This window comes from Bacillus sp. CDB3 (genome assembly GCF_002081505.1).
Taxonomy (GTDB): domain Bacteria; phylum Bacillota; class Bacilli; order Bacillales; family Bacillaceae_G; genus Bacillus_A; species Bacillus_A cereus_AT.
Map to the genome: position 1 here is coordinate 110,100 of NZ_ALBR01000060.1, position 19,509 is coordinate 129,608.

Consider the following 19,509-nt stretch of genomic DNA (forward strand, 5'->3'; position numbering starts at 1 on the left):
AATTTTTATAGCGGGCAATTAGTTTCGTAGTCCCAGTTATTGGGATCACGTCCGTAATTTAATTTGATTTCGATAAAACTTTTTTCATTTTTCTGCGGCTTATTATACAATTTTCGATCGTCCGTTGTTTTTGAATTGATCTCAGTACAGTCCGCAGACAATTGGATCATTAGATCCGCTTCCCTTATTCCTAGTTTCTTAGAATAATCATCGACTTTACGGTGTCGCTGTCGCCTTTTTCTAGCCTTCTTATTCTCTAATTTTCGCTTTTCCACATCGGATAAATCTAGATATCGCCGATCCGCTGCGGGAATCTCTATGTATCCTAAAAACATTCGTCGCCCTCCTTAAAAGCTAAGATTATCGATACTCTCCTGATCTGCCACGGCTTCTTTTTCTAATTTCGCAGCCTCGCCCGCTTTCTGACGTTCCTTAATCTTCGAATTTAGATCGTCCAACCTGTTACGATCTTCATGCTCGCGCCTCTTGATCCACGTCATTTTCTCGTCATAGATCGCTTTTACCTGTGGGCATTTCTCGAATAGCTTCTCTTTAGATAACGGAATATGCGGAACGTAACAGTTATTATTGCCGATCTTACTTTTATAGATCGTAATTAATCCGACCTCTTCCAATGTCCGCAGATGACTGCGCAGCGTTCCGATCGATGTCGCATATCTTTCTAATAACTGATATTGAGTCGGATACGCATAGCCGCGTTCTGAGTTATAATAATTTGCAATAATCCCGTATAGTATCGACATCGAAGCTTTATACTGCGGAATGTATTGATAAAAATCGAGATCCTGACATATGCGATAAAATGCACCCTTCGAAGTCTCTTTGTTATATATTCCTGTACACGCATCAATCCTTATTTTCTCTGCCTTCATTTCTCGTTTCCTCCTTATTGCTGCGTATCTTTTTAAATAAAAGAATAAATATATTTTCTTATTCTTAATTCTTATTTTTAATTCTTATTAACACATAACTCTAGCCCATTCACTCGCACGCTTTTTATCACCTATACACGCACAATATTTAATTTAGATAGCGAACACGCACAAAACTTAATCATGCCGTCAATCCCCCCTGTCTAAACATAGACTTGAGTACGCCCACGTTTTCGGCTAACTATGCGAAAAAAGTTTCAATTTATTTTATTTTTTCTGCTTACACGTACATAAACGCTCACCTTTGTTGAGTTTGGGTGAATGCCGCGAAAAATATTGGCGCACCGAATCGATCTATCGGGCGTAAAACTACCCGATTTCAAAAAATATATGCGGAAATTTTTTCGGATCTATAATAGTAGAAACTCGGCGGGGATTGGGTAAAAGGCAATTCGCTGGGCTGCGTCAGGACTTCGCGAGAGATCAACCCCCTGATTCAAAAATCACAAATACTATCTCTAAGGGACTCCTGCGACGGCTCGGTGGGTGGCTTTGGGGGGTGGCGAGATTTTTCTTCATGGGCTGGCTCGTGCCGTGGTGGTCGTCCTCTTCGCTCGTCAGCGAGCGAGAGCCTTTAAAAGAGTTTCGAAGTTCCTAATCGAAGAAAGATTCATGAAAAGAAATACGAAGAAGAAACAATAAACGAAACTTAATCGATAACTTAATTCGATGCGAAGAAGAAAGAAGAAACGAATTGCAATCGATAACTTCAATCGAAAAGAATCGCACGAACTTAATCGATAAGACTTTAATCATTCGAAACTTAATTCAAATAAGAAAGATGATCACAATCTTTTTATCAATCGAATTCAATCGATAACAATTAAAGAAGAAGACAATCGAAGAAAATCGCTTCTGCTTTCAATTCCTTTACGATTATCTCTGCGCTGATGCAGTACATCGTAGTGTAGTCGTATGATAGCCTGCGGTTATGTACCAACGTACAATACCCTATCAGATACCTTAGATTAGACCGTACAAGCTTCTAGGTTATTCGAGCATAATCGTATTAGGTGAGACGTTATAATGCAGCATATAAAGTCGTGTGAGCCTACCTATATCGGGGTATACATATCGGGCTATCCCGAATAGGTAGGCGCCTGTTGGTCGATCAGATACGTGGCTAGGTATGGTGGCGTGTTCTTCGTAGGTTGGTCGGGTTGGTCGAATGATATGGCAGTGTATCATAACACAAAACATATAGCGGGCTATTGTTATATAAATATGCGTCGTGGGTAGTAGTCTAAAAAGGTACACGTTTGTAGACCCTGAGAAAATGCTCATATACACGTCTATTAACTAGTAAAAACAAACCTTTATGTACGTCTATAAAATAATTGATGTTTGTAGACTGTTGGTGTATATTTAAGTTAACACTAAAAAGAAACGGGGCTTTTCATTATGGCAATTAATTTCGCATATTTAAGGGTTTCATCAAATGATCAGAACTTAGACAGACAATATAAAGCGTTGCAGCCGTATGTAACAGATGAGAAATATATCTATAGTGATAAAGCAAGTGGAAAGGATATGGATCGCGAGGGCTTTCAGAATATGCTTAAAGCTATGCGAGAAGGAGATACATTATACATCAAATCCATCGATCGACTGGGACGTAATAAAGCGCAGATCAAAGAGTATCTCGAATACTTCAAACGAGAAAAGATTCGCGTTAAAATTATCGACCTTCCTACGACAATGACGGACGTTCCTGCGGGGCAAGACTGGGTGATCGAAATGATTAATAACATTATCATCGAAGTTTATACGTCAATCGCCGAGCAGGAACGCAGAACGATAAAGGATCGTCAACGTGAAGGCATCGACGCAGCAAAGGAAAAAGGAAAACACCTCGGACGCCCTGTTATGGAGCTTCCTGCGGACTGGGATCGATTATATAGCGATTGGAAAGCGAAGAAGATCATGGCAGTCGAGTTTATGGCAGCGGTCAATATGAAAAAAGCAACATTTTATAAGAAGGTAAAAGAGTACGAGGCATCGGCGAAATAACATCGGTGTCTTTTTTGTGCGCAGGAAATCGCAACCCCCTAAGTTCAAAGTAGCTCTCTCTATATGGCGGCGCGCTGATGCAGCCAAGAAAAATGCGCAGATAATCCTAGCGATCTATACGAAGCACTACACATATGTAACGATGTACAACGATCACTATACGCAATCTATCATAAATCACTAGCGATATACACGAAGTACTACCGAAATGTAGCGACGAGTACCGATCCCTATGAGTTTCGTATATACGTAAATCATTGTAACTATCCACATTACACGTAACCCTAGAGCAGCAAGGGATCGCCGTTTCATCGATAAAATTACACGAGTTTACATTAACAATTATATTCAAATTATGAGATGTAGTATATAAATAAAAAGGCTGCAATACCAGCGCTCGTAACACTGATATGCAACCCCTCCATCGAATTTTAAGCCCGATAACTTTAAATGTACGTATAATGGTAATAACAATCGTCTCTACCTATTTTATTGAACAGCAATTTCTGTAAACGAAGCATTATACGTTTTGAAGCTTTGTTTAAAATCTATTACTCTTAGACTTCCTGATACCTTTTCTGGATAACCAACATCCTTTAATTCAGAAGTTCGAGCAGTAACAAATCCTTTAGAGTTAGGAGCAACATTATCACTCATCGTAATTTTATTAGCGCTAAACCCGTTGACCGATACACTATCAGCTTGAATAGTAATGTTGACGTTTGTCTTATTTTCTACAAGAAATTTAACACCCTCTGTATCCAATTTTACAAAGCTAATTTTAACACGATCATCTTCAAACACTTGCGTAGGAGCTTTTTCAACAGGTTTTGCCGATTCTTTCTTTGATTGTCCGCTTGACTTCGTTTCTGTTTTGGCAGTTTCCTCACTCTTTACAACTTCCTTAACAGTTTCTTTTGAATTGTCTCCTTTAGGTGCTACTACTATACCCAAGATAAATCCAATAAACACTAACCCTAAAGCTTTTAATATTTTTTTCATATTGCCATTCCCCCTTTTTTCATATATACGTATACAATACTATTTCATTATACAAATAATACCCACAAAAGCAATTACTGTAATTCCTACTCTATGCGTAACTTAAACCCTGTTTTCTCTAATCAGGATTCGCTAATGCATAATTACCTATTTCCCTTTTCCGCATCAATGCGACGTATTTTCACCTTGTACTTCCTTTAATTTATTTTCCTGTACACGGTCATGTCGCTTAATCTTCGGCAGGTATGTATTTGATAGATTCATGTAAATTGCTTTTCTCCTTCTTCTCAACAAAACACGCTATATATGTATACAAAACTCACCTTATATAAAAAGGTGGTTTTTTGTATAGAAAATAACTTTTGGAATCTATAACCAAGATAGGTTATAATACGAATATACGAAAAAAGCCCGTCGTATTGGTAGTACGACAAGCTTCGTAAGGTGGTGAGTAAAATGCACGAAACAACTATTCTTGCGGTCTGCGCAATGTTTAGTGTTGTACTAGGCATGATGTCATTGGTAGTGACTGTCCTAGTAGCATACATAAACTCTAAAAAGTAATATTTTTATCTAAAGTCTTTCAGTGTTGGTAGCACTTGAGAGACTTTTTTCTTTATATAGTATTCCACATTTAATGTAGAATATTACTTATAAACCTGTAGTTTGCTAATTAGGTATGCGAAGTCTTCATTTTGAGAACATTTAGCTCATTGTTGCCCCTTAGGCAACATGCATATAAAAAAAATAATCTAGCAGGTTAACTTTAAGTGAACTCATGTATCCCCGAAAGCGACTTTCATCACTCCACCATCAGAATCATATGCGAACCTTTTTATCAAAATTGATACTTTTTGTATCCTTATAGCAACATTATAACTTAACTGAGAGTCCAGTTACAAGCGAGTTAAGCTAAAAAATTCGCTTCAAGCGAACGTACCGCAGTCATGGCACTGTCATATCACCGTTTATACATAGTTAGTAAACATCGATTCTATGCGGTTTATGCATCGCTTGCATGATAAGATAATGCATACGATATACACTACTTGAAGGGTGAATTTCGGAGAGTAGGCGTGCGTCAGGAGCGTTCGGCTAATGAAACGGGCAATATGTAACGTAGTGTATAACGGTGAGAATAACATCGAATATTCGTTTTGTTAGCTATATAGATGCAGTAGTATCAATTTGACTGGAAGGCTCTCTTTTTTGATTCCTTTAAAAATGGTAAAATTATCAATAGGCTAATAGAATATTTTAAAGAGGAGATCGAGGTCAATGCAGAAAAAGTTACAGGTTTTTATATCATCAACGTTTACTGACTTAGAAGCAGAAAGGCAAACTGCGGTACAAGCGGTGCTGAATGCGGGACATATTCCAGCGGGTATGGAGTTATTTAAGGCTGCAGATACGTCTCAAAAAGAAACGATTAAAAGATGGATAGAGGAATCAGATGTTTACATGCTTATTCTAGGCGGCAGATATGGAAGTATAGATAAAGAAACAGGAAAGAGTTATACTCATTGGGAGTATGATTATGCTAAGGAATTAGGTAAACCGCGTTTTGCAATCGTTATCCATGAAAAAGCATTGGAACAAAAAGTAATGAAGTTAGGTTTTGATGTTACCGAAAGAGAAAATCCTATACAGTACCAAGAATTTAGAGATGCTGTACTTGATAAAATTTCAAAATTTTACTCTGATTTGAAGGACATAAAGATTGCCGTACTTGAATCTTTAAAAGAGTGTGAAAAAGATGAAAAGCTAACTGGTTGGGTTTCTGGTTCAGAAATTAAGGATGTTAGTAATCTTATGAAAGATAACTATGATTTATTAAAAGAGAATGCAAAGTTACAAAAGCAATTGCAACAGATGCAAATTAAGATGGATAAAGAGACTGACATAGATGGTATGTCATTTGAGGAAGTTAAATCCTGCTTGGAACAACAAATGCTTCGTCCTGATGAATATGGAATACCTGGTGAACACTTTAAAGGTAAAGAATTTACTGTTTATGAATTATTTATAGGAACAAGCACTTCATTTGCATCAGGTGTAACTAATCAAAATGGAAATGATAAAAGTGAACTATTTCTATACTATAGGGTTGCCCCTGTACTTATGCAATTCGGTCTGGTTGAAAAAGTAAAGGTAGCAGGGGTTACATATCAGCGTGTTCAAACTAGCAAAGCGGGTTTGAAATTTCTAAAGTTGGTAACGTTAAAAGAAAGCCAGGTGACCATCTAATATAATCAGAAGTGATAAAGAATTCTATATAGTTAAAGCACCCAAAACGGGTGCTTTTTTCGTCTAGATTATTAATTCCCCTTCCATACTCTTCTACTCTCCAAACATCTCATCCAACTTATCCGCCACCTCTCGCTGCATATTCGGAAGCACATGACTATACGTATTAAGCGTCGTCTGTATATCCCCTAATTTTATTTTCTTCGCGTAAAATCTTCACGCGTCCCCTCTTCTTTTCTCTTGCGTATAAAATCGACGATCATATCCCAAATGAGCAACGCCACGGGTACGCATGTTTTCACGTGATAGCAAATAAGTTCTTACACAACTGTTAAATATCGATAAGAAGTCGAAGACAGACGTTAAAACGGCGGATATTAACGAAGAGTTAGTATTGCAAACCATCACTAGTATTTATCACTCCAATTGTATAACTATGATAGGAAGTGTTATAATATCATTCAAAATAGAGTGTGCGCTCACACACCCTATTTAAAGTACTCTCTCAATAGGACGGTTTTTTTGTGAAACGGAAGGATGCGCTCAACTTAGCGTTTGTCTTTCCGTTTTTATTATATTTTCGCCTTCTACAGAAACACAAAGAGACGCTTATTATAGCACCCCACATTCGTATCCTATTCACTTAATCTATGTCCCTACCGCCATTTGGTAGAGTATCATCATAATTACCGTGCATTCGCTCGTACTTCGGTAGGTTGTCTTGCTCAACCCTCGTAACAGTTCCGTTCGGGTCAAAGATTACACGCAATGTTCCTTCCTCTCTATCTCCTACATATCCGTACACAGAATACGATTTATATTTCTCAATCATACGAGGTTTTCCGATGGCTTCTTTTACTTGATTCGCAGACATGCCGACCTTAATTTTTTCATAATGCGAATAATCTACACTTGCGGAGTCATTATTTACATCTTTATACCACGGCATGCGGTCGTTTTTTACTTGTTCCTGTTCGGATTTCTTATATGATTCTTGTAGTTTTTCAGCTTCTTCTTCTCGTTGTTTCTCATATTTCTTATCATTAATTTTTTCGGCTTCTACCTCTTCTTTAGATTGTATCCCTTCATCTTCGACACTTATAACCTTTCCATCTTCACCGAATGTTACTAATAAGAGATTACTATAATATCCCTTGTATATTGCTACTGCGCCCCGCCCTTCACCTTCGGTTATATTCGGAACTGTTCCTAATATATCCGTAACAGTATCGTAATCCATTCCGACCTTAATACGTTTGCCTTCATCACTATATACCGCTTTTGTTTGGCTCCCATCATCCATCGCTAATAGGTTTACAATAGTCGAGTGAGGTAAATCTGTGCCGATTTCATTCACATCCCCTTTCGCAGATTGTTCGTTTGATTGTCCCTTCACTTCTTCTTTCTTGGCTTCCTCTTTCGCTCTAGCCTCTTCCCTCGCCTTAGCAGCTTGTGGTGCCTCTTGCTTCGTATCTTTCTTTGCTTCTTCCTTCGTATCGTTTCCGCAACCGCTTAATAGCGCCGTTGCCGTGATTCCTACTAGCATTACTTTTTTAATTGATTTGTATGTATTCATTATTTGATATCCCCTTCGCTATTTCCAGTGCGTCAACTTCTCACGCACGATTATTTTGAATGTACCCCATTTATGTATTGTTCATCGAATAACAGGCTTCCCCGCCTTCTTTATTAAATCAAACCTTAACGCGATCAATTGCGAGTATCTTTGCCCCTTTTTCTCATTATGATATCGGTTAAGCACGCTAGACCTACGGAAAGACCAAACGCAACGCCGAAAGCTGCTACGTATAGATTACCGAATGCCTTCGCTGCGGTCATAAAGAGGAATGCGAATACGATTAGTGCCGTTACTTTTCTGTCTTTTTTCATAGTATAGTTCCTCCGCCTTCTGTCTTAAATCGAACCTTTATATGTCCTCTTCTTTCCTCTTGCGCATAAAGTCGCCAATCCTAGCAGTAATAACCGATGCGCTTGCAGCAAATGCAAACAATACCGCCAATCCTCCTATAGTGCCATTTCCAATAATCTTCGTGATTAACAGCAATACAAACGCTACTGTTAACAGGATTTTCCTTGCATTTTTCTCCTTCCACTTTCCCTTCACGTTACATCCTCCTTTCTAATATTCCTTTTGCGTATTCTCTGCCTAAATCCTCTCACCGCACCTCTAGCAGAATCAAACGATCTTCCAGTCCTTTCAGATAACAATCGGGAAACCGATCTCTCTGAAACTTTATCGTAATTCTCTACCGCATAGATCATTGTATCCAATACCAAAATATGTGCTTCTTTCTCGCCTAGCTTTACGTAAATCTCCTCGTATGTACTTACATTATTGCTTTTTCTTCTGTATTATCTATGCAATCTCCTAACGTTTCCAATACGCTAGTACCTCCGATCGACGTTAACGCATCTCGCTTCTTTCCTCTACTTCCGCAATACTGTCGTACACTCTGATACAATAACCATTTAACTCGACTGTCAAAGTTCCCTCGATCTATATCAAACGTTCTGATCGCATATCTTATTCTACGGAAACAATCGTCAATAAAGTGTACTTCGTTGTTTATATCATGCCAGTTATCGTTGGCTAATCGTTATATTAACGGTATGTAATGCGCTTCAATTTTCTCTACATACTTATTATCGCATATTCCAGTGTAATAATCTTCCACTTCTTTTTTAGATAGTATCGCTATTCTATTTAATGTTGCATTTATATTTTCGCCCCTATCGGCATACTGTCGTATATTTAGTCGTCTTTTCATGATACGTAAGTCTTCCACCTCTTATAGCGCCCTGTGTTATCCCCCGATATCCAACTAACTCCCGCTAGTGACGCTAAATATCGAATTTATGCCATTGACAATCGGTGACGCACTTACTAGCAGAATGGAGCGATAACAGGAAATAGGCGCGCAATTCGTTCCCTACTCGCAGTAAAAGCGAATAGAGAAGCGGAATCAAACTAGCGTCATGAGGTTTCTAGTACTAGCCGTTCCTGTCCGTGTACTTTCGTACTCAACGACTTTCTACATACAAGTTTGCCCCTGTATGCGATATCTTTCGTTGATTCCTGCGACCGTAATCGCAACAAACACCACCCTAGCCGATTATGTGCGCTACCCACTAGACCTATACACGCAAAGGAACGGAATTACGTTAATTGTATAGCGCTAGTGTTTGCGGCGGTCTAGCTCCCCTTTTACGTTTTTATAGCGGCACGGCTTCCGCTTTTTCGACTTACCGCATCAGTACCTAAAAAAGACATTACTAAAGACGCCTTGCAATCTTCGAATTTTTTCGATAGAATGCAAAGTAGATGATCGGACTGATACGGCTTGTCCTGTATTCAGTTTAGATGTGTATAGTTTTGAGTCTCCAGTTGGCGCTGGGGACTTTTTCTTTTATCTCGTTCTTTTTAGTTTGTTTAGCGGTGAATATTCATCATGGCTCTTTCTCATTTCTTTAACATCCATTTGTATATATCGTCTCATAGTACGTATGTCAGCCCATCCGCCGATTTTTTGTAAAGTAAAAACATCGCACCCATTTAATATCATGTTTTTTGCCCATGTATGACGATAAACATGTGCGGATACTTTCTTCCCTTTAACTCCCGCTTTGTCTGCATAATGCTTCAATCGCTTATTAAAATGAATGCTAGTCAATGGATCACCGTAACTTGTTAAAAATATCAAATCACTTTTAAAATTTGCTTTGTTTTCATTAACGAGTTGTAGAACTAATTTAGTAACGTGTGTAGAAATTGGCACTAAGCGTGGCTTTCTATTTTTGCTTCTATCTGATGAAATTGTTATAAATCGTGATTGAAAGTCGATGTCTGCAATACGTAAACTAACAAGCTCTCGAATCCTTAATCCCGAATCAAGTAACAGATTAATCGCTACGAAGTCCCGAAACCCTACGAAATCTCTTAATTTGGGTTGCTGCAATATCGCTTTGACTTCTTCGTCTTCTAAACAATTCGTTAAATCGATATCTTGCCTCAATAATTTAACTCTTTCCATCGGGTTCACTTGAATAATTTCTTCCCGTTGTAGATGATTAAAAATTGAGCGTAACGTCCTAAGATTAATATTGATCGTCGTATCAGCTAAACCAACTTTTCGGTTGTCTGTGTGTATCACTTTATGGGTATCGTAGCGCTTTTTATCGTGTTTCATATAATTTATATATTCTCGAAAGACTTCCGCTGTTAATTCATCGATATACTCTACTTCATAATTCGCGTATAACCAATCGGTGAAATACCGCCACATTTTGATATAATCCTTTACAGTCCTTTCCCTACACCCTTCTGCACGCTTACCTGAGATAGCAAGATCGAGCGCTTGTTGAATTGTTAGCTTAGGGTATTTTTTTCCGTCATTAGATATCTTCGTAATCCTTTTTCTCTTTTTTAACGACAAAATAAAAGACCTCCCTAACGATTAGATTTCATCGTTAAGAAAGTCGTTATCCACAACCGTATATTGAACAATTTAGTATTGTTTTCATCCCCCTAATACGCTTGTTTTTATACGCCCACTCTACCGTTATCCACAACTCTTCTCCCATCTTATCGTTTTCTAAAAACGTAACAACCCAGCTGCTGGACGAATTTATAAACGATTAGGATTTAAAGATATTGGGATGTGGACGATGTATCGATAATAAAAAGCCGATTTGAAATCGGCTTTTATACATATTCTGCCATTCCAGCTTGGAAGGCTTTTTTATCATTATCCAGGACACCAAATAATGCTTCTTGAAGAGCAAATGTACTTTTGTAAAAATACATTCGTTCCTTTACTGCTTCTAAATTAGGATAATGAACCGAAAAGAGTTGTAAAAACTCCTCTCCATAACTAGCTAATATCCCCGCAAAGTCGTAAGCAGGATCTCCCATGCTCGCACCACCAAAATCTATAACCCCTGAAATATTCCGCTTTGTTGCACTATATAAAATGTTTGTCATTTCGGAAAACGAAATACTATATTATCATTTACAATTAATACATCATTATTTTGACCTATTTCATTTACATAAACCGATTTTATTTGTAATCGAGGATACATCCTTTGTAAATACGCAACATACTCTTTTTCTTTTCTCATTCTTTCTCTTCTCCCGTTCAGGCTATTGTACTTACTTCAAAGTCATAATTACTTGTCTTTCAACAAACCCTAATTCTTCGTACATCTCTTTTGCAAAATTCCCAGCAAATACATTCAAACGAATTTCGGAATACTTCTCTTTCAATTCCTTAATGCCAGCCTCCATCAATTCTCGCGATAATCCTCTCCCGCGATATTCTGGGAATACGTACAACTCATATATAAATCCAAGTTTTTCACGAGAAAAATAGTCTGCATTTTCCCCTATTAATATCCATCCCATTACTTTATTTTCTTCTTTAATGACTAAATAATATGCCCCTTTTTCTATTATTGGCTTTGTAATTTCAATCGCTTTCTCTTTACTTAACTGACAATTCCCTCTCGTCCCTTCAAAAAGCGCTTGAGCTGCATAATGTAATATATCTTTTGTATCTTCTCGATTCGCCTTTACTATCATTTTTCACAACTCCTCATCACTAATAGGCATTAATATCGCTTGTTCAAGATTCTCCGACTCCATAACAATTGCCATCAATCCCTTTTCCGTACTTGTCTCATGAAACTCACCCTTCTCCCAAAACACAGCTTGTCCAGCTTCTACCTTCACTTTTTCTTTATCTATCCCACATACATATCCTGTTCCGTCCACAATAAGAAGCAGTTGAGATACAACTGCTTCATGATATCCGATAATTCCATTCTCTTGTAAATGCATGGCACCGATATGTATATTCCCTTGATGATTTAATATTTTTGCCATTATGAAATTAGATTGAAATGCTGATATGTGCTTCCCAACTTCTGCACTGAAATCAAATATTTTCATTCCGACTCCTCCCTATATGTATAAAACCATCCTTACTGTCTGCATCATATGTCCTTCAAAATCCTCTTCAAATTGCTCTAATTCCGCAAAACCTTTCGCTTCATAAAAACGCTTTCCTTTTTCATTTGCTGCTTCTACATGTATGTACAGTTTCCGAATCCCTTTTAGTCCCTTAATCCCTCTTTTTAACAAAGCACTTCCTATCCCTTTTCCTTGCTGATCTGGTAACAAATAAATCGCACCTAATTCTGCTTCATTTTGCAGTCTAACAGGTGAAAAATTCGCAAATCCAATTACTTCTCCCTCTTCTTCTGCAACGAACAAATGTGTATTTTTAAGACGATATTTCATTTTTTCATCAGAATAGGCTTCATCTAAAAAACTATCTTGAATCTCTCTCGGAATAATTCCTTCGTAAGTATCATGCCAAGCTATTTTTGCTACGTTTTGTACAGCATGAATATCTTCTTGCTTCATTTCTCTAATTACATATGTCATCTTGATGTCTCCATTCTCTTTAAATTATATTCTGCTAATATACTAGAAGAAATGGCAGAACCATTTTCATAATTCACCTTAATTAATTTTAACTTTTCAATTGAAGCTCTTGTTATTTCAAACTTTTCATATAAATACTCTATTGCACCTAAAAACTGATTTACATTTAACTGATTTGCAATTGTGCAATGTGGGACCCACCTCCCTGGTACGTAATAGGACTTTTGATTATCATGAAAAGTTTTGAAATGATCATGATAAAAATGGTGAAGTCTTAATAATTCATCGGTAATAGTCGGTGCTAGAAAGATAGTTCCGTTAGTAGGAAAAGTTCCAACAGAAGGAAAATTTACTGCAACAACATTCTCTTGAAAAGCTACAAACTCCTCTAATCTCTTCGTATATAAATTAACATCTAACTCTTTATAATCAGCCAATGTTATATGTGGTTCTACTCCGGCTAGTTCATTTGTTTCAATTATATTCGTTAATTCATTTTGCAATTCTCTAACTTTATTAGTAAACACACAATCAAATGTAGCAATAATAGCGTACACGCTTCCTCACCCCTTCGTTGCACATAGCACTTCCCACTCTTCACGAATCATTCCCATTCGAATAGAATCATAGTATATTCCGTTATAATATCGGCATTTTCGCATTCTTCCTTCTAAGCTCATTCCTATTTTCTCTGCTACTTTCATCATTCTTTCATTGCCAGACCAAGTTGTAAGCCCTACTCTACCAATCTCCATATTTTCAAATAGTAAGTCCCTATATAATGTTAATGCTTCTGTACCGTAGCCACCATTCCAGTATGCTGGGTCATAAATTACGATTCCCATTTCTAACCAACGCGTCGGTTTATGTTCCCAATAAAAACTTACTGCCCCAATAATTTGACCATTATTTTCCACAATAAGATTTGATAACGGTTCTTCTTTTAAACGAGTTTGCATCTTTTCTTTATAGGACGAGTATTCTTGCATTGAGAACGGAAAGTACGGTGCATCCCATTTTTTCCACTCTGGATTTTCTTCTTTATATATGAAGCTCCATAATGCTTTTATATCTGATTCTTCTATTGTACGAATTGTCACTTTGTTCCCTTTTAATATAACGTTTTGCATAATTTCCTCCTACATTCCTCTTTATTTCATATACAATTATAATATTTTTTCAGAAAAATCAAAACAAAACTCTACTCTATATTGTATAATTTTGTTATAAGATACGAATTATTTATGTAGAAAGCAGGTGATACGTTGAATAATCGATTAAGCATCGGTCTTTTTATTACTATTATTACGACTAATATTATTCTCTATTTCTTCTTACCATCAAGCATTGTAACGAAATGGGACTTCAATGGAAATCCAACATCAACAATGGATAAAATCACTTTTGTTATCGTAAATATAATTATATGTTCTTTTATATTCTTTTTATTTTTAGCATTATCTAAAGCAATGAGTAACCAGAAATTTCTTCTGTGGATCGGTAATACGATTTTACTATTCTTATTTTTTGTCGATATTGTCATTGCCCTCATTGCCCTTGGCTTCTCACTTCCACTTGATCATCTAATATTTTTAGCATTAAGTTTATTATTTATATTAATAGGCTATTTCAGTTCCAAAATTGATACGACTAAATCAACAGTTTCATTGGAATGGAATCATAAGCATCTTGAAAAAAGAGCTTCAAATATTTGTAGTATTTCTATGATGATAGCTGGTATTTTTTTAGCTTTTCTTCCGTTTATAGTTCCTGCCCCGTATAGGGGTTATGGGATACTGGTAATTATTTTAGGAATGACACTTGTCATTCTACCGAGTACGATTTATTTACTTATTAAAGACAGTAAGCAGTCTACTAATTTAAAAAGTTAATTAGAAAATGAAATCGTAAAACAGTTAATAAAAAATAGGAGGTTACATCCCTCCTATTTTAGCTATAAAACATTTTACTTTCATTCTTATTTATCTTAAGTATTATCCCTTTCTCAATCCATCCTTCCACACCATCTTTTTTGACTAAATCATATCCTATACAGCTATCATCAATAAGGGTTACTACATCACCTTTTTTTACACTTATTTGAGAACAAGAAATATCCGTTTTCACTGTATACTCACCTGATTCAAGTTGCTTTATATACTCGTTTTTCACATGAAGTAATTCATTTGTTCCTAGTTGTTTACATACTGTAAAACCTTTCCTTCTCTCCACTGGTTCTATGTAATAATGCGGATATGTAACCCCGCCCTGCATTACTGAATTCGCATTAAAATCGGCCAATACTTCATACTGTGGAAAATGATCTACATACGTATAAGAAAACGTATCACCTGAAGTTGTCCTCTGAATAATAAATGCATTTAATTGCCCTGCTTCTTTAATCGCATTACCACCATCAATCGCAATAATTTTTTTCTCTTTATCAATAACTGGATTGTTAGACGGCGCCTCATCGGAATAGTTCACAACAGGCCAATGTCCAACAATTACGTACTTATCCGCTCTGTGTGACCTATAAAAAAACTCTGGCATTGCAATTGCATTTTTCCTGTCTGTTCGTTTCCAATCCTCTCTATCTTCAAGGCCAGCATGTACAAAGATATACTCCTCAGTTTCAATAGCAGTTGGTAATTCTGTTAGCCACTTTATTTCTTGTGAAAAATGGCTCATCAATATGTTTTTCACTTCACGAATATCACTTTCTTCATTAACTGTAATGTTCAATTGCCCTATCCATTCATTAAAAATTGTATTTTTTCGCGTACATAAATAATTTATTAGCGCAGGATTTTCATTTACAAGCGCTTCAACTACAACTTCACAATTTCCTTCAACTACATAAACATTCGGCTTGCTAACTACTAAATCCATCACATAGTTTACGACGCCAATGCTATCGTTCCCCTTCTCACAAAGGTCGCCATTTATAATTAAATAATCATCATCTTTAAAATTAACTTTATGTAATAATTCCTTTAAAAGATTTAATTCGCCATGAATATCAGATATTACGATAACTCTTACACCTTTTGGGATTAATAGTTTCTGAATTTTTTCCAAGTATAAACTCCCCTAACTTTCTTTTAATTCAATATTATCGTCTCAATTATAAAGAGACTATTCGACAAAATAAGTAATTAACCCTCCTCATTCTTCAACTCTAAATTAAAAGAGGTTCCATATGTTCTCACACATAGAACCCCCTTAATATTATAATTCTTTATAAAAAGAATAGCTTACCTTATCATAGCCTTCTCTTTCATAAAAACGATGTGCATCAACTCTTGGAAACGCTGATGTAAGAACGATAGAACTGCACCCTTTTTCTTCCCCCCATTTTTCTACATATGACAGCAGAACCTTACCATAACCTTTTGATCTGTGAGCTTCTGCAGTTACAAGATCATATACGAAAACATGTTTTTCATTATAAAAATTCGTACAAATCGCTACACCAGCTAGACTAACAACTTCGTCATCTTCATTCTGTAACGAGAGTAGTTTATAATTTTCTTTTTTCATTTTTTGAAATAAAGAACTTGCTTCTTCTCTTGAAATTTTTGTTCGTAATTGCTGTAATACAGGGAATACATCATGTAAATCAGCTTCTGTTACCACTTCTCTAATATTCATTATGATTCTCTCCTTGCTATTTATTAAATTTTCTAAATGTTATATTATCATTATAAAAAGTAACTGCCCTTAACTTAAGTGACAGTTCGATTATTTTTTATATGGTCAGTTTTTAAAGGAGAATTCTTAAAATGGATCTTACTATCCCATTACAATTAGAAAGTAAAACACCAATTTACTTACAAATTTACGAATATATGAAACGAGAAATTTCTCAGGGATTACTACCTGCCGGTACACGCCTTCCTTCTCACAGAAATTTAGCGATACAACTTAATGTTAGTCGTATTACTGTTGAATCTGCTTATCAACAATTACTGGCTGAAGGTTATGTAGAAAGTAAACCGAAACGTGGGATTTTTGTTGTGGAAGTTGATATTGATGTCATTCAAAATAAACAACACGTTGCGTCAAACAGCGCTAACAATATTAAAAATGAACAATATGACTATGATTGTAGCCAAGGCCTTATTGATCAAAAAGCTTTTCCAATTACAAACTGGAAAAGAGCATTACAAGAAACTTTATTCCAGTATGAAAATGATTTATTTGCTGGAGAAGATCCTCAAGGTGAGTTCATTCTACGAGAACATATTTCAAAATATTTATATCATGCTCGCGGGGTACATTCTACACCTGATCAAATTATTATCGGAGCCGGTACGCAACCTCTTCTTTGGCTACTACTCCAACTGCTTGGTTCAAAAAAAGAATATGGAATCGAAAACCCTGGATTTCACCGTATAACTGCTATGATTCAAAGTTCTGCTCTTCCTGTTCACCCTATACCTCTAGATGATAAAGGGATTCATATTTCAGCTTTACGTGAATCAAGTGCTAATGTAGCATACGTCACTCCATCTCACCAATTTCCTCTTGGAATGATTATGCCATTATCTAGAAGGCTCGAATTATTAAGATGGGCCAATGATTGCGAAGGATATATTATTGAAGATGATTATGACGGGGAATTTCGTTATGTAGGAAAACCTATCCCCTCTTTACAGGGACTAGATTCAAATGAACGTGTTATTTATATGGGGACTTTCTCGAAATCCTTTTTACCTTCTTTACGAATGGGATATATCGTCTTACCACCTCATCTTTTAAAAATCTATAAAGCGCTTGGAGGCATGTTTAAACAAACTGTTTCTACCCTGCAGCAACTTGCCTTTGCAACCTTTATTCAAAATGGGGATTGGGAACGCCATATTAATCGAAGTCGTACGTTATATAAAAGAAAACATATTTCTTTAGTTAAATCTATTACAAACGAAATGGGCAATAACGTTCATATACTCGGTGAACAATCAGGGCTTCATATCGTACTTCATGTTCATAATGGGATGAACGAACAAGAACTTATTCATGCTGCTGCAAAACAGCGAATCAAATTGTACCCACTCTCTACATATGATACTGTACATAATTTAAGAGAGGCGTCATATGTATTACTCGGTTTCGGCAGTATTCCCGAAGATAGTATCGAAACGGTTGTCAAATTACTGAAAAAAGGCTGGTTCCCTAACTAAAAATAACTCCACGTAAGTTATACTTACGTGGAGTTATTTTCCAGGCTGTGGAGAAAGTCTTCTCCACAGCCTGTTTTTGTGTCTGAACCTCTTTTTATGTGTCAACACTGATAAAAAAGAGGAAAAGGAGAGATTTCTTATGATGGGTGCTTTAAAAAATCATCGCGATGAACGTGTATCTGTTTCTGTAGAAGAGTTAGTTCCACAAGATCATTTCCTTCGTGCGATTGAAGCGACAATTCGTTTTGATTTTATTGAGGAGAAGTTACGCCCTTATTACTGTGAAAACAATGGACGTCCGTCAATCCATCCTATCGTTTTATTCAAAATGATGTTTATTGGATATTTTTATGGTATTCGTTCTGAGCGTCAATTGGAAAAGGAGATTAAAACGAATATCGCCTACCGTTGGTTTTTAGGGTTTTCTCTATCAGATACTATTCCAGATCATTCTACAATCAGTTGGAATCGCCGTACCCGTTTTATTCATACAAATATTTTCGAAGAAATTTTTGATGAGATTGTGAGGCAAGCGACGGAGAACCGGATGGTGGGAGGACGTGCACTGATGACAGATTCTACACATATTAAGGCCAATGCTAATAAAAATAAATTTGTACATAAATATAAAAAAGAAAAGGCAAAGTTTTATATAGATGAACTAGAAGCTGCGGTAATCGAAGATCGTGAGGTACACGGAAAAAAGAATTAAAACCTAGAAAGGAAAGTGATACCCCTACTAAAAAAACTCGTATAAGCACTACGGATCCAGATAGTGGATTTTTAATGAGAGATGGAAAACCGAACGGTTTTCATTTCTTAGATCATCGTACAACTGATGCGAAGTACAATATCATTACAGATACCTATATAACGGCTGGAAATATGGCAGATTCCGAGCCGTATTTAGCACGTCTACAAGCTCAAATTAATAAATTCGGATTTAAGGTGGAAGCTGTAGCTCTTGATGCAGGCTATTTTACAGGTTATATCTGTAAGAAATTATCAGAAAGAAATATATTTATGGTGATGGGGTATCGCCGATTTGGAAAGCGAAATAAAGAAGTACCGAAAAGCCAATTTAAATATGTAGAAGAAATGAATGCATTTGCTTGTCCGATGGGATGTATTTTAGAGTATGCGACAACGGATCGCGAAGGATATCGTCAATATAAATCGAATCCAGAAGACTGCGCTGTTTGTCCGCTACGTGAGGTGTGCTTTTCAAAGAAACAGAAACAAAAAGTTATCACTCATCATGTATGGGAGAAATATAAAGATATCGCTAGAAAAAACAAGCTAACAGTTACAGGGAAAAAGTTGTATAAAGTACGCTGTTCAACTATAGAGCGAAGCTTTGCGGACGCCAAAGAACTCCATGGCTATCGATATGCTCGGTTTCGGGGGCTGAAGTCTGTCCAAATGCAGGCTTATCTCACCTCAGCTTGTCAAAATATGAAAAAAATAGCCCTCCATCTGACCAAAAAGGGTCTGGTGGAGGGCTATTTTTCTAAATTCTATTATTTTATGTTGTTTTCATTTGCTAAAATCAAAAAGATTTCAGAGTGTTGGGAACCCTAAAGGGTTTCCCAACACTCTGAAAAATAACTCCACGTAAGTTATACTTACGTGGAGTTATTTT

20 protein-coding genes and 4 pseudogenes are annotated in these 19,509 nt (G+C 36.5%); 6 read left to right on the forward strand and 18 right to left on the reverse strand.

Features of this window, described 5'->3' with window-relative positions; all coding sequences use genetic code 11:
• Window positions 1-5: 5 nt before the first annotated feature.
• Together CDB3_RS13840 and CDB3_RS13845 are read right to left on the reverse strand one after the other, a co-directional pair.
• Window positions 6-335 (reverse strand): hypothetical protein, encoded by a 330-nt coding sequence (locus CDB3_RS13840; RefSeq protein ID WP_097829671.1) that lies wholly within the window; start codon window positions 333-335, stop codon window positions 6-8.
• Between the two features lie 12 nt (window positions 336-347).
• Entirely contained in the window at window positions 348-893 is a 546-nt protein-coding gene (locus CDB3_RS13845; protein ID WP_097829672.1) for a helix-turn-helix domain-containing protein, read from the reverse strand.
• 1,461 nt (window positions 894-2,354) lie between these two features.
• On the opposite strand from CDB3_RS13845, the gene CDB3_RS13850 reads away from it, so the two are divergent.
• Window positions 2,355-2,963 (forward strand): recombinase family protein, encoded by a 609-nt coding sequence (locus CDB3_RS13850; protein ID WP_128854883.1) that lies wholly within the window; start codon window positions 2,355-2,357, stop codon window positions 2,961-2,963.
• Between the two features lie 489 nt (window positions 2,964-3,452).
• Here the strand turns inward: CDB3_RS13850 and CDB3_RS13855 are convergent, their stop codons facing one another.
• A complete protein-coding gene (locus CDB3_RS13855; protein WP_128854884.1) occupies window positions 3,453-3,965 on the reverse strand; it encodes a hypothetical protein in 513 nt (170 codons plus the stop codon).
• Window positions 3,966-5,243: 1,278 nt separating this feature from the next.
• Between CDB3_RS13855 and CDB3_RS13860 the strand changes: the two genes are divergently transcribed.
• Window positions 5,244-6,212: a DUF4062 domain-containing protein gene (locus tag CDB3_RS13860; RefSeq protein WP_128854885.1), complete on the forward strand. Its 969-nt coding sequence runs from the start codon at window positions 5,244-5,246 to the stop codon at window positions 6,210-6,212.
• Window positions 6,213-6,305: 93 nt separating this feature from the next.
• Here CDB3_RS13860 and CDB3_RS33105 read toward each other — a convergent pair.
• From CDB3_RS33105 to CDB3_RS13890, 6 genes and pseudogenes are all read right to left on the reverse strand, one after another.
• Window positions 6,306-6,398, reverse strand: a pseudogene (locus CDB3_RS33105) (tyrosine-type recombinase/integrase); the annotation flags it as partial.
• Window positions 6,399-6,918: 520 nt separating this feature from the next.
• Window positions 6,919-7,788 (reverse strand): annotated as a pseudogene (gene bamE / locus CDB3_RS13870) (outer membrane protein assembly factor BamE domain-containing protein); the annotation flags it as partial.
• A 134-nt stretch (window positions 7,789-7,922) separates the two neighbouring features.
• Window positions 7,923-8,102, reverse strand: a complete 180-nt coding sequence (locus CDB3_RS13875) for a hypothetical protein (protein WP_128854887.1) — start codon at window positions 8,100-8,102, stop codon at window positions 7,923-7,925.
• A 37-nt stretch (window positions 8,103-8,139) separates the two neighbouring features.
• Window positions 8,140-8,337: a hypothetical protein gene (locus CDB3_RS13880; protein WP_128854888.1), complete on the reverse strand. Its 198-nt coding sequence runs from the start codon at window positions 8,335-8,337 to the stop codon at window positions 8,140-8,142.
• A pseudogene (locus CDB3_RS13885) lies at window positions 8,334-9,001 on the reverse strand (hypothetical protein). Before CDB3_RS13885 ends, CDB3_RS13880 begins: the two are co-directional and overlap by 4 nt.
• Window positions 9,002-9,640: 639 nt before the next feature.
• A complete protein-coding gene (locus CDB3_RS13890) occupies window positions 9,641-10,666 on the reverse strand; it encodes a tyrosine-type recombinase/integrase (RefSeq protein ID WP_128854889.1) in 1,026 nt (341 codons plus the stop codon).
• A 169-nt stretch (window positions 10,667-10,835) separates the two neighbouring features.
• Between CDB3_RS13890 and CDB3_RS33110 the strand changes: the two are divergent.
• Window positions 10,836-10,910 (forward strand): annotated as a pseudogene (locus tag CDB3_RS33110) (GNAT family N-acetyltransferase); the annotation flags it as partial.
• A gap of 25 nt (window positions 10,911-10,935) precedes the next feature.
• Here the strand turns inward: CDB3_RS33110 and CDB3_RS13900 are convergent.
• The 7 genes from CDB3_RS13900 to CDB3_RS13925 are packed head-to-tail and all read right to left on the reverse strand — an operon-like array spanning window position 10,936 to window position 13,811.
• The gene (locus CDB3_RS13900; protein WP_372708541.1) at window positions 10,936-11,214 is read right to left on the reverse strand and encodes a phosphotransferase family protein; all 279 of its coding nucleotides are present in this window, start codon (window positions 11,212-11,214) and stop codon (window positions 10,936-10,938) included.
• Window positions 11,211-11,354, reverse strand: a complete 144-nt coding sequence (locus CDB3_RS33115) for a kanamycin kinase (protein WP_372708542.1) — start codon at window positions 11,352-11,354, stop codon at window positions 11,211-11,213. The genes CDB3_RS13900 and CDB3_RS33115 overlap by 4 nt, the downstream gene beginning before the upstream one ends.
• A 31-nt stretch (window positions 11,355-11,385) precedes the next feature.
• Window positions 11,386-11,814: a GNAT family N-acetyltransferase gene (locus CDB3_RS13905; protein ID WP_128854890.1), complete on the reverse strand. Its 429-nt coding sequence runs from the start codon at window positions 11,812-11,814 to the stop codon at window positions 11,386-11,388.
• A gap of 3 nt (window positions 11,815-11,817) precedes the next feature.
• The gene (locus CDB3_RS13910) at window positions 11,818-12,183 is read right to left on the reverse strand and encodes a cupin domain-containing protein (protein ID WP_128854891.1); all 366 of its coding nucleotides are present in this window, start codon (window positions 12,181-12,183) and stop codon (window positions 11,818-11,820) included.
• Between the two features lie 12 nt (window positions 12,184-12,195).
• The gene (locus CDB3_RS13915; RefSeq protein ID WP_128854892.1) at window positions 12,196-12,681 is read right to left on the reverse strand and encodes a GNAT family N-acetyltransferase; all 486 of its coding nucleotides are present in this window, start codon (window positions 12,679-12,681) and stop codon (window positions 12,196-12,198) included.
• Complete coding sequence (locus tag CDB3_RS13920; protein WP_128854893.1) at window positions 12,678-13,238, reverse strand: 2'-5' RNA ligase family protein; 561 nt, start codon at window positions 13,236-13,238, stop codon at window positions 12,678-12,680. Before CDB3_RS13920 ends, CDB3_RS13915 begins: the two co-directional genes overlap by 4 nt.
• A 6-nt stretch (window positions 13,239-13,244) precedes the next feature.
• Window positions 13,245-13,811, reverse strand: a complete 567-nt coding sequence (locus CDB3_RS13925; protein WP_128854894.1) for a GNAT family N-acetyltransferase — start codon at window positions 13,809-13,811, stop codon at window positions 13,245-13,247.
• Window positions 13,812-13,946: 135 nt separating this feature from the next.
• Here CDB3_RS13925 and CDB3_RS13930 point away from each other — a divergent pair, with 135 nt between their 5' ends.
• Complete coding sequence (locus CDB3_RS13930) at window positions 13,947-14,573, forward strand: DUF1648 domain-containing protein (RefSeq protein WP_128854895.1); 627 nt, start codon at window positions 13,947-13,949, stop codon at window positions 14,571-14,573.
• Between the two features lie 58 nt (window positions 14,574-14,631).
• Here CDB3_RS13930 and CDB3_RS13935 read toward each other — a convergent pair whose 3' ends face one another.
• Both CDB3_RS13935 and CDB3_RS13940 read right to left on the reverse strand, forming a co-directional pair.
• Window positions 14,632-15,762: a metallophosphoesterase gene (locus CDB3_RS13935; protein WP_128854896.1), complete on the reverse strand. Its 1,131-nt coding sequence runs from the start codon at window positions 15,760-15,762 to the stop codon at window positions 14,632-14,634.
• Between the two features lie 150 nt (window positions 15,763-15,912).
• Complete coding sequence (locus tag CDB3_RS13940; RefSeq protein WP_002127030.1) at window positions 15,913-16,335, reverse strand: GNAT family N-acetyltransferase; 423 nt, start codon at window positions 16,333-16,335, stop codon at window positions 15,913-15,915.
• Window positions 16,336-16,466: 131 nt separating this feature from the next.
• On the opposite strand from CDB3_RS13940, the gene pdxR reads away from it, so the two are divergent.
• Together pdxR and CDB3_RS13950 are read left to right on the forward strand one after the other, a co-directional pair.
• Entirely contained in the window at window positions 16,467-17,867 is a 1,401-nt protein-coding gene (pdxR, locus tag CDB3_RS13945; RefSeq protein ID WP_128854897.1) for a MocR-like pyridoxine biosynthesis transcription factor PdxR, read from the forward strand.
• Window positions 17,868-18,006: 139 nt separating this feature from the next.
• A protein-coding gene (locus CDB3_RS13950; RefSeq protein ID WP_372708522.1) for an IS1182 family transposase occupies window positions 18,007-19,448 on the forward strand; the annotation gives its coding sequence in 2 pieces (ribosomal slippage) (window positions 18,007-18,568 and window positions 18,568-19,448; 1,443 coding nt in all).
• Window positions 19,449-19,509 lie beyond the last annotated feature (61 nt).

Coding starts and splice junctions, on each gene's coding strand:
- CDB3_RS13860 (WP_128854885.1), top strand. CDS start 5,244: ATGCAGAAAAAGTTACAGGTTTTTATATCATCAACGTTTACTGACTTA.
- CDB3_RS13840 (WP_097829671.1), bottom strand. CDS start 335: ATGTTTTTAGGATACATAGAGATTCCCGCAGCGGATCGGCGATATCTA.
- CDB3_RS13875 (WP_128854887.1), bottom strand. CDS start 8,102: ATGAAAAAAGACAGAAAAGTAACGGCACTAATCGTATTCGCATTCCTC.
- CDB3_RS13900 (WP_372708541.1), bottom strand. CDS start 11,214: ATGACAAACATTTTATATAGTGCAACAAAGCGGAATATTTCAGGGGTT.
- CDB3_RS33115 (WP_372708542.1), bottom strand. CDS start 11,354: ATGAGAAAAGAAAAAGAGTATGTTGCGTATTTACAAAGGATGTATCCT.
- CDB3_RS13940 (WP_002127030.1), bottom strand. CDS start 16,335: ATGAATATTAGAGAAGTGGTAACAGAAGCTGATTTACATGATGTATTC.
- CDB3_RS13850 (WP_128854883.1), top strand. CDS start 2,355: ATGGCAATTAATTTCGCATATTTAAGGGTTTCATCAAATGATCAGAAC.
- CDB3_RS13915 (WP_128854892.1), bottom strand. CDS start 12,681: ATGACATATGTAATTAGAGAAATGAAGCAAGAAGATATTCATGCTGTA.
- CDB3_RS13905 (WP_128854890.1), bottom strand. CDS start 11,814: ATGATAGTAAAGGCGAATCGAGAAGATACAAAAGATATATTACATTAT.
- CDB3_RS13910 (WP_128854891.1), bottom strand. CDS start 12,183: ATGAAAATATTTGATTTCAGTGCAGAAGTTGGGAAGCACATATCAGCA.
- CDB3_RS13845 (WP_097829672.1), bottom strand. CDS start 893: ATGAAGGCAGAGAAAATAAGGATTGATGCGTGTACAGGAATATATAAC.
- CDB3_RS13855 (WP_128854884.1), bottom strand. CDS start 3,965: ATGAAAAAAATATTAAAAGCTTTAGGGTTAGTGTTTATTGGATTTATC.
- pdxR (WP_128854897.1), top strand. CDS start 16,467: ATGGATCTTACTATCCCATTACAATTAGAAAGTAAAACACCAATTTAC.
- CDB3_RS13925 (WP_128854894.1), bottom strand. CDS start 13,811: ATGCAAAACGTTATATTAAAAGGGAACAAAGTGACAATTCGTACAATA.